Raw genomic sequence first — 13,889 nt, 5'->3', positions numbered from 1 at the left:
CATGAATCTAAGAAACAATATTGTATCATTTGTTTGTCTTGTAACCGCTCTCTTGTCTGTCAAGGGGGGATTCGCGCAAGGAAAAACCGGTGTTTTAGCAGGAATTCCGCCTTTGAAGACAACGGAGATGGCTGAGCCTTGGGAAAATCCGGAAGTGAGTGGTATCAACCGCGATGCTTCACGAGTGACTGCTTATTCATTTGCATCAACCGAAGATGCACTGAAGGGCGATCGTGAAACCAGTGGTCGTTATGAGAGTTTGAATGGTGACTGGGATTTCTACTTTGCGATGAAACCTGCTGATGCTCCAAAAGACTTTTACAAGTCGAAAGTGAGTGGCTGGGATAAAATTGAAGTGCCGTCGAATTGGGAAATGAAAGGCTATGACAAGCCTATCTATAAAAGTGCTGTTTATCCGTTTCGCCCGATTAATCCGCCTTACGTACCGCGCGATTATAACCCGGTTGGTTCATACCAACGTTCATTTTCAATTCCTGCCAATTGGAAGGATATGAATGTCACACTGCATTTTGGAGGTGTGAGTTCCGGATTCAAAGTTTGGGTGAATGGTAAATTTCTGGGGTATGGTGAAGACAGCTGCCTTCCTTCCGAGTTTAATGTAACTCCCTATCTGAAAGATGGTGAAAATATTGTTTCTGTACAGGTGATCCGATGGGGTGATGGGACTTACCTGGAAGATCAGGACCATTGGCGTATGAGCGGCATTCACCGCGAAGTGTACCTGATGGCAGAGCCCAAGCTTCGCATTGCTGATTTCTTCTGCCAAACCAAATTGGATGATGACTATCGGGATGCGACTTTCAGCCTTCGCCCGCGTATTGAAAATCTGACAGGTGACAGCGTGAAAGGCTATGAACTTGAAGCGATGTTGTTCGACCCTTCCGGAAAACCAGCTTTGAAGGAGCCCTTGTGTAAAAGTGCTTTGGATATTTTAAACGAGACGTGGCCACGTCTTGACAATGTGAAATTTGGCTTGCTGGAAACAAAATTGAAGAATCCGCTGAAATGGAGCGCTGAAGAACCAAATTTATACACACTGGTTTTGACGATGAAGGATAGCACTGGTGCAGTGACGGAGGCCAAAAGTTGCAAAGTCGGATTTCGGAAAATTGAATTTGATCCGATTACCTCAAAACTGTTGATTAATGGTAAGGAGACCTATATCTACGGCGTTAATCGTCACGATCACGATCCGGTGAAAGGCAAGGCGCTTTCCCGAGAAGATATTTTAAAGGATGTGCGGCAGATTAAACAGTTTAACTTCAACTGTATTCGCACCTCGCACTATCCCAACGACCCGTATTTCTACGATTTGTGCGATCAATACGGAATTATGGTCATCGATGAAGCGAACTTTGAGACTCATGGTTTAGGTGGAAAACTTGCCAATCAGCAAAAATGGTTGGATGCCCATCTGCAGCGGGTGGTTCGTATGGTTGAACGCGATAAAAATCATCCTTCGGTCGTTATTTGGAGTCTTGGAAATGAAGCTGGCCGTGGTCCTGCAACCGCAATTATGGCGGCTTATTGCCATGATTACGACATTACCCGACCGGTCCACTACGAGCCTGCCATGGGCGACCAAAAGGTGAAAGGCTACATTCCGCCGGGCTCTCCGAATTACCCGAAGGACCATTCACATCGTATTCAAACTCCGCTCGACGAATCATATGTTGACATCGTTAGCCGTATGTATCCGGCGCTATATACAGGTCCGCTTTTGGTCACCCAGGATAATGGAGATAACCGACCAATCTTCTGGTGTGAGTATTCGCACTCTATGGGAAATTCAACTGGTAATCTGAAAGAGTGGTGGGACCAAATCCGATCCACCTCGCGTATGATTGGTGGTTGTATCTGGGATTATAAAGATCAGGGATTACTGAAAAAGGATAAAAACGGAACTGAGTTTTACGGTTATGGTGGTGATTTCGGCGACACATTGTTAAACGACAATAATTTCTGTATAAACGGTATTGCTGCTTCAGATGGGCGGCCCAAGGCTGCCATGTATGAGTGCAAGTGGGTGTTCCAACCAGTGCACTGTGAATTGGTGGATGCCAGGAATTTTACGGTTAAGATTACTAACCGTAATGCTGTTCAAAACCTTTCAGTTTATGTGCCAACCCTGAAATTTCAGGAAGATGGTAAAGTGATCAAAACGCTTCAATTGGACCCGATCTCTTTGGCAGCCGGGAAGGATACATTGATCAGTTTAAAAGATAAACTACCTAAAATGAAGGCTGGAGCTGAATATTTAGCGACTCTTTCCTTCAGTTTGAAAGATAAAACAACCTGGGCTGATGCCGGATTTGAAGTGGCTTTCGATCAATTTGCACTGACGGGGCTGAGCTCGGAAATTTCTTCCATAAAAACTCAACCAACGATTGAAGTGCAAGAAACCCCCGAGGCTTATGTGCTGACTGGAAAAAACTTCAACTTGAATTTCGACAAGACCAGTGGAGCATTGACTTCATATAAATGGAAAGGAGAGGAACAGTTGTTTGCGCCGCTGTTGCCGCATTTTACCCGTCCGCTCACTGATAATGACGAGCGAGGATGGAAACCACAGAAGAAATTAAAAGTTTGGTACGATGCCGAGCCTAAACTGCAATCGGTGGAAACAGATACCAAAGCCGATGGAATGATGGAGGTTCGTAGTAATTATGAAATTGTTCCGGATAGCGCTTCTTGTTCTGTTATCTACACCTTGCGAGGCGATGGTGCATTGAAAGTTGACTATGAACTAAAAGCTTCACCGGAGCTGCCCAATATTCCTAAAGTTGGTATGCAATGTGGTATTGCTGATGCCTATCGTCAGATCAGCTGGTACGGAAAGGGACCTCTTGAAAACTATTGCGATCGCAGCTTTGGCTTTGAGGTTTCAACTTATTCGCTTCCCATTGATCAATTTATTGAACCTTATGTAATGCCACAGGAAACCGGTAACCGCACGGACGTTCGTTGGATGTATTTGTCGAACGAGCAAAAATCAGCGGGTTTGCTGGTCGTGGCCGACAGCCTGTTGAGCATGAGCGCATGGCCGTGGACCGAAGCGAATATAAATGCCGCCAAACATACCAATGAGTTAAAAGAAACGGGCTACCTGACATTGAATATAGATCTGAAGCAAATGGGAGTAGGTGGTAATGATAGCTGGTCGGATGTTGCTGCGCCGGAGCCACAATACCAGATCCCTTCGGGTACTTACCACTATCGTTTTTATATGGTGCCTTTTGCTGCTGGCAAGAATGAGATAAATAAGCAAATCTTTCAATACAAGTTTTAGTTCAAACCCAAACTGACGAATGAAACGAATCAAATTGAGACCAATCCTTTTAGCTATTGCTCTGTTGTCGCTTGGAATTTCTTGTGTGCAAGAAAAAGCTCCAAAGGCAAAAGTTGAAGCGCCTACGGCTGATGATGCTACTGTTTGGACTTTCTGGCATTGGGTGCATGGAGCTGTAAGTAAAGAGGGGATTACCGCCGATCTTGAATCAATGAAAAAGCAGGGGATTGGTGGTGCCTATATTTTTGCGATTCGCGATACTGCCGGTTTGTATAAAAATCAGCTTGTAACTTATAGCCCTGAGTGGTTTGACGTTGTTAAATATACCGTAAAAGAAGCGAAACGTCTGGGGATATCTTTGGGTTTCAATACTTGCGATGGTTTTACAACTGCCGGAGGTCCTTGGATTACGCCGGAACTATCGATGCAAAAGGTGGTTTGGGCTGATACGATTGTCGAAGGTGGTGGACAACTCCATTTCTCGCTGCCGCAGCCAGAGGATTATAAAGGCTATTACGAAGACATTGCAACTTATGCCTATCCGGTTTCTGATTACGAGCAAGATTCCTGGGTGATCCAGCCTAAGGTTAGTTCGAATATGGACGAAGGCGATTTGCAGTATGTGGCTGAAAAGAATAACGATAAAACCTTTACATCTAAAAATGAAGGTTGGATAGAATATGCTTTCGATAAACCTTTTACTTGTCAGACGATACAAATTTTAACCGGATGGGCGAATTACCAGTCGAACCGTTTGATTGTGGAGGTAAGTAATGATGGTGAAAAATTTTGGGAACACACACGTCTGGTTCCTCCACGCAGTGGCTGGCAGGATTTGTACCAGCCCAATACCCAGGCAATCCCTCCGGTAACGGCGAAGTATTTCCGCTTCGTTTTTGAGAAGGGAGGCTCGGAACCTGGTGCGGAAGACATTGATGATGCCAAGTGGAGTCCCAAATTACAATTGAAAGGTTTGCGCTTGCTATCGTCGGCTCGCATCAATCAGTTTGAAGGGAAAAATGCGTCGATCTGGCGTATTGCTGACGAGACAAAAACATATGCAGAGGATGGGCAATTTGTTCCAATAAATACGCTGATCAATGTGACGGAATACGTTTCTGCGGATGGTGTTTTAAATTGGAAGGCCCCTGAAGGAAAATGGAAGATCATCCGAATGGGACATACATCAACCGGTACTGAAAATTATATCGGTGGTGGTGCCCGAGGTTTAGAATGCGATAAGTTTAATGAAGATGCAGTCAAACTACAGTTTAATAAGTGGTTTGGAGAAATTTATAATCAGGTTGGTGAGGATGCTCCTGGTACACTTACCCGAATGCTTTGCGATAGTTGGGAATGCGGCAGTCAGAACTGGACTGCAAAGTTCCCGCAGGAATTTGAAAAGCGCAGAGGTTACAGTTTAATGGCTTATTTACCGGTTATGGCTGGTATTCCTTTGGAAAATGCAAATCTTTCGGAAAGCGTGTTACGCGATGTTCGCGAAACGGTAGCCGAATTATTTGCTGATAAATTTTCGGGTACAATGGCCGCTGAAGCGCATAAACTGGGGGTGAAGTTTGTCGAGGAGAGTAACGCCCCAACGGGTGTTGTCGATGGCATGTTGCATCAGAAATATGTTGATTATCCGATGGGGGAATTTTGGTTCCAGAGCCCATCGCACGATAAGCCCAGTGATGTGCTGGATGCTGTATCAGCGGCACATATCTATGGCAAACCGGTTGTTCAGTCCGAAAGTTTTACGGAGATCCGTTTGGATTGGAATGAAACGCCGGCGATGCTTAAACCTTATGCCGACAGAAACCTGGCATTGGGGATCAACAAAATTGTCAATCATGTTTTTGTACACAGCCCGTGGCTGGATCGGAAGCCGGGCATGACATTGGATAAAGTCGGAACCTTCCTGCAACGAGAGCAAACCTGGTGGAATATGAGCCATGGATTCTGGACTTACCTGGAAAATAGTCAGCGTTTGTTGCAAAAAGGAATGCCCGTTGTGGATCTAGCTGTTTTTACCGGAGAGGAGATTCCCAGACGTGCCATACTGCCGGATCGGCTGGTCAATACCTTGCCTGGCCTATTCGGGAAGGAGCGTGTTGCGTCGGAAAAAGAACGTTTAAAAAACGAAGGCTTCCCGAAATACGAAATGCCCCGGACTGTCAGTACACAGGCAAATATGGCCAGACCGGAGAATTGGATCGATCCGTTGCGGGGGTATGCATACGATTCGTTCAATAAAGATGCTTTACTGAATCTGGCTACTGTTGAAAACGGGAAAGTTGTGTTTGCTTCAGGAATGAAGTATTCAATTCTTGTCATTCCGGGGAATCGTAAGATGGCTCCTCAGGGAGGGGAACGCATGAGCATCGAAGTTGCCGGGAAGTTACTCGAGTTATTAAATGACGGCGCGACTATTTTAATGCAACAAAAGCCAACAAAAACAATCAGCCTGAATGAAGATAGTGATCGCTTGAAAGCCATTCTCGATGAAATGTTTTCCGGTACAGAGAAAAGCATGGAACTAAATGGTGAAAAGCTGAAGTATATTCAAAAAGGGAAGGGACGATTAATATTTGGTTCCTTTGAAAATTCTTCTCTCGAGCCTATCGGAGTATATCCTGATTTTACATCAGATGCAACGGGTAAATTAGCCTGGAACCATCGGACACTAGACCAGGAAGACATTTATTTTGTTGCCAATCAAAGCGCTGATAGTGTTACTGCAACCATGTCCTTTCGTGCCAATAGCGAAGAGCCACTTCTTTATAATCCAGCAACTGGAACATACGCTGAATGTATTTACCAAACGGACGAAAATGGTCGGGTGATTATAAAATACCCGTTTCAATCATACGCATCGGTCTTTGTACTCTTCGGGGCTAAAGCCAAAGTAACAGGAGAAAACCCTCAATTTTCGGATTTCAAGTCGGTTGAAACGATCAATACTGCTTGGCAAGTAAGCTTCGACCAGTATTTTGGAGGTCCGGAGAAACTTCAAACATTCCAAAATTTGACTGACTGGTCGAAAAATGTCGATGATTCAATTAAATATTACTCGGGTGAAGCGGTGTACAAAACCACCTTCAACTGGGATGGTGATACCAAAGGAATCTGGTTGGACTTGGGGAAAGTTTGTGATGTGGCCGAAGTTAGCTTGAACGGTAGCGAACCTGTTGTGCTTTGGACTGCTCCTTACCGTTTGGAAGCAAAGAGTTTGAAAGAGGGTGAAAATTTGTTGACAATTAAGGTTGCGAATACCTGGAATAACCGATTGATTGGTGATCATCGTTTGCCGGAAGATCAACGTATTACATGGACTACGGCTCCTTATCGATTGGAAGGGCAACCGTTGCTTCCGGCAGGTTTGCTGGGGCCTGTAACAATTACTAAATCAGAATAAAACTAAAAATAGAAATGAAGAATTTGATTCAAAAACATTTATTGATTTTATTACTGTTGCTGACTGCTCCTGCAGTCTGGGCAAAAGTGAAAATGCCAGCCTTGTTTGCCAATAATGCTATTTTGCAGCAGAAAAGCGAAGTTGCTGTTTGGGGATGGGCTGATGCCAAAGCGAAAGTTGAAGTAACGCCTTCCTGGAATAACAAAACCTACACAGCAAAGGCGGATAAAGATGGAAAGTGGAAACTGAAGGTTGAAACACCGGAAGCTGGTGGACCTTACGAAATCAAGATAAGTGACGGCACAGAGCTAGTACTTCAAAATATTTTAATTGGTGAGGTATGGTTGTGTACAGGCCAGTCGAATATGGAAATGCCAATGAAAGGGTTTCCGGGACAGCCAGTGCTTGGCTCCAATATGGATATTCTGAAATCCACCAACGATCAAATTCGTTTGATCACGGTGCCCCGGAGTTCGCAAACAGTGGCTCAGGATAACTTTGATGCGAAATGGAAAGAGGCCGATCCTGCTTCGGTTCGCAATTTCAGTGCAACCGGTTATTATTTTGGTCGCATGTTACAGGAAATGCTGGGCGTTCCGGTTGGTTTGATTGAGGTTAGCTACGGCGGTTCCTGTATTCAAGCGTGGATGAGCCCGAAGACTTCGGTTTCATTCGAAGATAAGCAAGTACCTGCACCTGGAGATAGTATTCCTGTTCCTAACCGTACACCAACGGTGCTGTTTAACGGGATGTTGAATCCTGTAATTGGTTATGGAATCGCAGGCTGTATCTGGTACCAGGGTGAAACCAACTACATCGAGCCTGATCGTTACGAAGAACTATTCCCGACCATGGTGGCCGAGTGGCGTTCGCTATGGGGTATCGGTGATTTCCCGTTCTACTATTGTCAGATTGCTCCTTTCGATTACTCGGTTTTCACACCAACTGAATTTCACGAAAAATACAACTCTGCCTATTTACGCGATGCGCAACGCAAAGCGGAGGCAAAGATCCCAAACAGTGGTATGGCAGTGTTGATGGATGTTGGCCAAAAGACAGGTATTCACCCAATGCACAAACAAGAAGGTGGCGAGCGTCTGGCATTATGGGCTTTAGCGAAAACATACGGACTAAGAGATTTTGCGTATAAAAGTCCGTCATTTAAAGCTTTTGAAGTTAAGGGAAGTCAGATGATTGTTTCATTTAATGATGCTTCCAATGGGCTGACGACTTATGGCAAGGAATTGACTGGTTTTGAAATTGCCGGTGAGAATAAAGTTTTTTACCCTGCCGACGTCTTTCTGAGAAGCAAATCAGTTGTGCTTTCGTCACCAAGGGTTGAAAAGCCTGTAGCGGTGCGCTATGCCTTTAAAGATTTTACGGTGGGTACCCTTTACGGAACGAATGGACTACCGGTATCATCATTTAGAAGTGATGATTGGTAACCAGAATATTTTAAGATTACAGTTTTAGAAGAAAAGAATGTGAGTTGAGCGCGTCATGTTAATGCCGCTCTCTCGCGTTCTTTGAAAGAACAGAAATGAAAAAACACATTCAGATAACGATCGCGATACTTTTGCTGCTGGTTGCAAAGCTTTCAGCACAACCTGCCGGGCTGGATAACTACAACCTGGTTTGGACCAGTCAAAGTGCAAACTCATCAGAGTCGATGCCTTGCGGTGGTGGTGATGTTGGCCTGAATGTGTGGGTTGAAAACGGCGATCTGCTTTTCTATGTCTCGCAAAGCGGCACTTTCGACGAAAATAACTGCATGCTGAAATTGGGACGTGTTCGGGTGAAGCTTTCCCCAAATCCGTTCGATGGTGAAAATTTCAAACAGGAATTACATCTCAAAGAAGGTTTTGTGACTATTGATGGAGAACGCAATGGGGTGAAAGCTACAGCCAAACTGTGGGTTGATGTTTTTCGTCCGGTAATTCATTTGGAATTGGATGCAAACCGGCCACTTTCAACGGAAGCAACTTACGAGAGTTGGAGAACCGAAGCTCGTCCGTTGCGAAAACTGGAAAGCTTCGCCAATTCGTACAAATGGGCAGCTCCTGAAGGCTTGATGACCAAAGCTGATCAGGTTAAGTTTGCGGAAGGCGGTGTGTTGTTTTGTCATCGAAACTCCGGTGAAACGGTGTTCGACGTCACTGTTCACCAACAGCAGCTGGATGCGGTTAAAGATCAACTTTACAACCCGCTCGACAATCTTACCTTCGGTGGTTTGATGCAGGGGACAAATATGGTTCCGGCCGGAGAGACATCCGGGAAATATGTCGATACCGAGTTCAAAGGTTTCAAACTGAAAAGTAAGACGCCTGCGAAGAAACAAGAACTAAACATCTACTTACATACAGCTCAAACTGCAAGTCGGGATGTTTGGAAGGATGAACTTTCGACTCTGCGTTCGCAAAGCCTGAAACAGGGAAACAAAGCCTATCAGCAAACACAAAAATGGTGGGTTGATTTCTGGAATCGAAGTTTCGTCTTCATTCAACCCAATAACAAAAACGAACAGTCGGAAAGCTGGCAGGTAGGACGGAATTACCAGTTGTTTCGTTACATGTTGGCCTGCAATGCTTACGGCAAATACCCGACAAAATTTAACGGAGGCCTGTTTACGGTTGATCCTGTTTTTACGGATTCAACGCGGGCATTTACACCTGATTTCAGGAATTGGGGAGGCGGAACATTTACCGCTCAAAACCAGCGATTGGTGTATTTCCCCATGCTGAAAAATGGCGACTTCGATATGCTGCCATCTCAATTCGATTTCTATTTAAAAACCTTGAAGAATGCGACGCTTCGATCTAAAACGTATTGGGGACACGACGGAGCCTGCTTTACCGAGCAGTTGGAAAACTTTGGCTTGCCCAATCCGAGCGAATACGGTTGGAAGCGGCCGGGAGACTATGATCCGGGAAGACAATATAATGCATGGCTGGAATATCAATGGGATACTGTTCTGGAGTTTTGCCACATGATCCTGCAGGATCAGCAGTACTCGGGAGCTGATATCTCAAAATATCTGCCTCTGATTGAGAGTTCGCTCAAGTTTTTTGATGAACATTACCGATACCTGGCACGGGAGCGCGGTGCAAAGGAATTGAATGGTGACGGGCAACTGGTATTGTACCCGGGTTCGGCTTGCGAGACGTATAAAATGGCTTACAACAGTACGTCGACAATTGCTGCTTTAAAAACCGTTACTGAAGAATTGCTGAATTTACCTGAGGAATATTCCACTCAAATAGATCACGATTTTATTGTTCAAATGTTGGATCGTATTCCACCAATCAGTTTTCGGGAGATTGACGGTCACAAAACGATTGCCCCTGCAAAACTATGGGAGCGCGTAAATAACACCGAAGAGCCACAATTGTATCCGGTTTATCCGTGGGGCATGTTCGGGGTTGGATTGCCCGATCTTGATATTGCACTGAATACCTGGAAATATGATCCGGATGGCTTGAAATTTCGTAGCCATAAAGGCTGGAAGCAGGATGCTATTTTCGCCGCTCGTTTAGGTCTGACTGAAGAGGCTGATTCTTTGGTCACCTTGAAGTTGAAGGACTCCGGTCGACGCTTTCCCGCTTTCTGGGGGCCTGGTTTCGACTGGACACCCGACCATAATTGGGGTGGTTCGGGAATGATTGCTTTACAGGAAATGCTGGTGCAAACCGTTGGTGATCAAATTTACTTGTTGCCTGCCTGGCCTAAAGAAAAAGACGTGCAGTTTAAGCTGCATTTGCCAAAACAGACCACTATTGAATTGAATTACGAGAACGGACGCGTTCAACAGTTGACGGTAATACCGGAATCGAGGAAAGCGGATATTCAAAATATGGATGAATTAAACCCTAATAAATAATGCCCTTTCAAAAGAACCATTAAACCATCGAAAGAATAATTGACCTGATATGATAAACTTCTTGAAAAATCGATTGACGCTTGCCAGCTCCCTAATTTGTCTGGCACTTACTTTCCTGTTTTTGGAAGGAAATGCAATGGTTGGCAGGCAGGCTAAATTAGAGGCCGTCAACCTAAGAACAGAATACAAACATAATCCAATTGGATTGGGGATGTCAAATCCTCGGTTGAGCTGGGAGATGCAGGATACAGAGCGCGGAAGTATGCAGCAAGCTTACCAAATTCGTTGTGCTGCAACTGCAGCAGACTTGAAGAATAAAGCCAATTCATTGTGGAATACAGGTTGGGTTGAAAGCCAACAGTCTAACCAATTGGCCTATGCCGGTCAAAAATTGGAATCCGGCGAACGGGTTTTTTGGCAGGTCCGAATTCGTAACAATCACGGAAAAGAATCTTCCTGGAGCGAACCGGTATTCTTCGAGCTGGGCTTATTGGATCATGCCGACTGGAAAGCTCAGTGGATAGAGCCTAAACTGGATGAAGATGTGTCAAAATCAACGCCATCTCCCTATTTGAGAAGAACGTTTCAGGCAGCGAAGCCAATCCGCAAAGCAACTGCTTATGTGACTTGCCATGGTTTGTATGAATTAAGTATGAATGGCTCGAAAGTGAGTGCTGATTTGTTTACTCCCGGATGGACCAGTTATCAAAAGCGTTTGCAATACCAGGCCTATGATGTTACCGATATGCTACAAAGCGGTAAAAATGCAATTGGCGTTGTTTTAGGCGATGGGTGGTATCGGGGTTTTCTTGTTTGGCAGGGAAACAAAAATACGTATGGCAATAAGCTGGCTTTGCTCTTTCAACTTAAAATTGAATATGCCGACGGCTCTTCAGAGTTGATTTGTAGTGATGATAGCTGGAAAGCCAGCACTGGTCCGATCCTGAAATCGGATATCTACAATGGCGAGACTTACGACGCGCGCCTGGAACAAGCGGGTTGGAATACGGTCCAATTTGATGACAGTAAATGGAATGGGATAGAAACAAAAGATTATGGCTACGACAACCTGGTGGCTTCGGATGGCGTTCCCGTTCAGGTGACCAAACGCATTAAGCCGGTAGAGAAGATTATCACACCCAAGGGTGAACTGGTATTCGATTTCGGGCAAAACCTGGTGGGCTGGGTACACTTTAAGCTCAAGGGAAATAAAGGGGATAAGATTATCTTGAATCACGCTGAAGTGTTGGATCAGGAAGGAAATTTTTACACCGCTAACCTGCGGGCTGCGAAAGCCCAAGATGAATACATCTTTAAAGGGGATGGAATAGAAAGCTATGCACCGCGTTTCACATTTCATGGTTTTCGCTATGTGAAGATCAGCGATTATCCGGGCGATGTAACGGTAGATGATCTGGAAGCTTGCGTGGTGCATTCTGCCATGACCGAGACCGGAGATTTTGTTTGCTCAGATAGCTTGGTGAATCGTCTGCAGAAGAATATTCAATGGGGACTACGCGGTAATTTTCTGGATGTACCCACGGATTGTCCGCAACGTGATGAACGTTTGGGGTGGACCGGCGATGCACAGGTTTTTGCACCAACAGCTTGTTTCAATGTCGATGCTGCTCCGTTTTATACAAAGTGGATGCAGGATTTTCCGGTCGATCAAAAAGAGAATGGCAGTGTTCCTTGGGTCGTGCCCAATGTGGTGAAAGACGGTGGCGGTACCGGTTGGTCGGATGGCTTTGGATCGACTGCCTGGGCTGATGCCTCGGTGATTATTCCGTGGACCGTTTACCGGGCATATGGCGATACCAGAATACTGGAACGTCAGTACGCCTCGATGAAGGGCTGGGAAGAATACATGATTCGTGAGTCGGGCGACAACTATGTGTTCAGTGCCGGATTCCATTTTGGCGACTGGCTGGCTTTTGCCGAGTATTATTCATACTACTACAATGCTCCCGACTATGGTTATGCGGGTGCAAATACCGATAAAGAGCTAATTGCGACAGCTTACTTCTATCACACAACCGGATTGATGCAAAAGACTGCTGAAATCCTGGGGAAAAAAGAGGATGCTGCTCGTTATGCAGCTATTCTGCCTAAGATAAAAGAAGCTTTTAACCGGGAGTTTGTTACCGAAACGGGTCGCTTGACTTCGGGCACGCAGACTGCTTATGTTTTGGCTTTGTGCTTCAAACTGCTTCCGGAAAACTTAGTTCCGGTTGTGGCCAAACGACTGGCCGACGATGTGAATCATTTTGGTCATCTGACAACCGGCTTTGTTGGAACACCATTGTTGTGCCAGGCTTTGAGCGATTACGGTTATCCGGATGTTGCCTACAAGTTGCTTTTCAATAAACGTTATCCGTCGTGGTTGTACCCGGTTACCAAAGGGGCTACTACCATTTGGGAGCGCTGGGATTGCATCAAGCCCGACGGATCATTTCAGGATGTTGGTATGAACTCTTTCAACCACTATGCTTACGGGGCGGTGGGCAACTGGCTGTATCAAACGGTGGCTGGTTTGCAGGAAGATCCTACTGTGGCCGGTTATAAAAAGATCGTCGTTAAGCCAACGCCAACGGAACAGTTACAATTTGCAAAAGCAAATTATCATTCCATCTATGGTGAAGTAATTTCGGGATGGGAGCGAAAAGCCAATTCCTTTGTTCAAACGGTGGAGGTACCGGCCAATACTTCAGCTAAAATCTACTTGTTGGCTAAGGATGAAGCTTCGGTTTCGGAAAACGGAAAGCCAATTACAAACCGAAAAGATATTGCAATTGCCGGACGTGAAGGGGATTACCTGATTGTTGAAGTTGGTTCCGGCACGTATTCATTTCAAATTAAAAACTCAAACTAAGTCATGTTGAAATATTCAATCACTTCAATTTTACTGGTACTGGCTGTTTCATTTGTGCAGGCACAGGATAAAAGCCTGGTAAATACCTCGAAGAGCAAGTTCGCGAAACTGGAATCGGTGAATTTTACCGATGTGCACTGGACTCCCGGTTTCTGGGCCGATCGGTACCGGGTTTGTGAAGACAGCATGATGCCGCATATGCTGGCCATGTATCTGAACGATTCGATTAGTCATGGTTTTGCCAACTTCGAGATTGCTGCAGGACTGAAAAAAGGGGAGCATGTCGGACCTCCGTTTCACGATGGCGACTTTTATAAAATGTTGGAAGCAGCCATTGTGATCGCAGCTGAAAACAATGACAAGGCTCTGAACCAAAAGATCGATTCTATCATTACGGTGATTGGTATGACGC

At 45.2% G+C, this 13,889-nt stretch carries 6 protein-coding genes; all 6 read left to right on the top strand.

Features of this window, described 5'->3' with window-relative positions; all coding sequences use genetic code 11:
* Window position 1 precedes the first annotated feature (1 nt).
* Entirely contained in the window at window positions 2-3,310 is a 3,309-nt protein-coding gene (locus tag AC37HE_RS08230; protein ID WP_500782348.1) for a glycoside hydrolase family 2 TIM barrel-domain containing protein, read from the top strand.
* Between the two features lie 19 nt (window positions 3,311-3,329).
* Complete coding sequence (locus AC37HE_RS08225) at window positions 3,330-6,728, top strand: glycosyl hydrolase (RefSeq protein WP_500782347.1); 3,399 nt, start codon at window positions 3,330-3,332, stop codon at window positions 6,726-6,728.
* A gap of 14 nt (window positions 6,729-6,742) precedes the next feature.
* A complete protein-coding gene (locus AC37HE_RS08220) occupies window positions 6,743-8,173 on the top strand; it encodes a sialate O-acetylesterase (protein ID WP_500782346.1) in 1,431 nt (476 codons plus the stop codon).
* A gap of 95 nt (window positions 8,174-8,268) precedes the next feature.
* Window positions 8,269-10,605: a DUF5703 domain-containing protein gene (locus tag AC37HE_RS08215; RefSeq protein ID WP_500782345.1), complete on the top strand. Its 2,337-nt coding sequence runs from the start codon at window positions 8,269-8,271 to the stop codon at window positions 10,603-10,605.
* 49 nt (window positions 10,606-10,654) lie between these two features.
* Window positions 10,655-13,477, top strand: coding sequence for a family 78 glycoside hydrolase catalytic domain (locus tag AC37HE_RS08210; RefSeq protein ID WP_500782344.1), 2,823 nt, complete (start codon window positions 10,655-10,657; stop codon window positions 13,475-13,477).
* A 3-nt stretch (window positions 13,478-13,480) separates the two neighbouring features.
* The coding region (locus AC37HE_RS08205; RefSeq protein WP_500782343.1) for a beta-L-arabinofuranosidase domain-containing protein at window positions 13,481-13,889 on the top strand (409 nt) is incomplete at its 3' end.

This window comes from Mangrovibacterium sp., from assembly GCF_059905295.1.
This window is presented reverse-complemented; position numbering and strand designations above follow the sequence as displayed.

What these genes read in the sequence shown, in the direction of transcription:
- AC37HE_RS08215 (WP_500782345.1), top strand. Translation starts at nt 8,269, where the DNA reads ATGAAAAAACACATTCAGATAACGATCGCGATACTTTTGCTGCTGGTT.
- AC37HE_RS08210 (WP_500782344.1), top strand. Translation starts at nt 10,655, where the DNA reads ATGATAAACTTCTTGAAAAATCGATTGACGCTTGCCAGCTCCCTAATT.
- AC37HE_RS08230 (WP_500782348.1), top strand. Translation starts at nt 2, where the DNA reads ATGAATCTAAGAAACAATATTGTATCATTTGTTTGTCTTGTAACCGCT.
- AC37HE_RS08225 (WP_500782347.1), top strand. Translation starts at nt 3,330, where the DNA reads ATGAAACGAATCAAATTGAGACCAATCCTTTTAGCTATTGCTCTGTTG.
- AC37HE_RS08220 (WP_500782346.1), top strand. Translation starts at nt 6,743, where the DNA reads ATGAAGAATTTGATTCAAAAACATTTATTGATTTTATTACTGTTGCTG.